The sequence below is a fragment of the Acidiphilium sp. PM genome (genome assembly GCF_000219295.1).
In the GTDB taxonomy this organism is placed as follows: domain Bacteria; phylum Pseudomonadota; class Alphaproteobacteria; order Acetobacterales; family Acetobacteraceae; genus Acidiphilium; species Acidiphilium multivorum.
This window is the reverse complement of record NZ_AFPR01000567.1, coordinates 1-706: the sequence shown is the minus strand read 5'-3', so window position 1 is coordinate 706 and position 706 is coordinate 1. Positions and strand designations below refer to the sequence as shown.

1 protein-coding gene is annotated in these 706 nt (G+C 57.2%); it reads left to right on the top strand.

Annotated features, from left to right (window positions below; translation table 11 throughout):
* Positions 1-79: 79 nt before the first annotated feature.
* Positions 80-706: IS110 family transposase (locus tag APM_RS18555; RefSeq protein WP_039889260.1), on the top strand; the 627-nt coding region annotated here is incomplete at its 3' end.

Genomic DNA, 706 nt, shown 5'->3' with positions numbered 1-706 from the left:
TTTCTGTTGGGGTGGACGGCCCAACGGCATCCAATGTGCCAATAGGGTCGAACAACGAACCTAATGAAAGGGCCGCCCAATGGAATTTAAGCGGATTTCTATAGACACGTCCAAGCATGTTTTTACGATCCATGGGGTCGATGACCAGGAGCGCCCGTTACTGCGGCGCGAGATCAGGCGGGCTCAGGTTGAACCGTTCTTCGTCAAATTGGCTCCGACGGAGGTGGTTCTTGAAGCTTGCGCAGGCTCGCACCACTGGGGGCGGGTGTTGGGCGGTATGGGCCACCGGGTCAGGTTGATCCCACCGCAATATGTGAAGCCCTTCGTGAAGCGGAGTAAAAATGATCGCAACGACGCAGAAGCGATCAGTGAGGCAGCATCCCGCCCGACCATGCGCACGGTTCCGGTCAAATCGGTGGATGAGCAAGCGGCAGCAATCATCGTGAAGCACCGGGAACTCTTGGTGAATCAACGAACCCAGGCGATCAACGCGTTGCGGGGGCACGCGGCGGAATTTGGCATCGTTGCCGCCAAGGGCTGCGCGAACGTCTCAGCATTGCTTGTTCTCCTGTCTGCCGAGGAAGCGATTCCAGCAATTGCAAAGGCGATGTTTGAGCAAATGGGTCAGCATGTGACGGATCTCGATGCAAAGATCGACGCACTGGAGAGACAGCTGCTCGAACAGCACAAGGCCAACGCGGTCAGC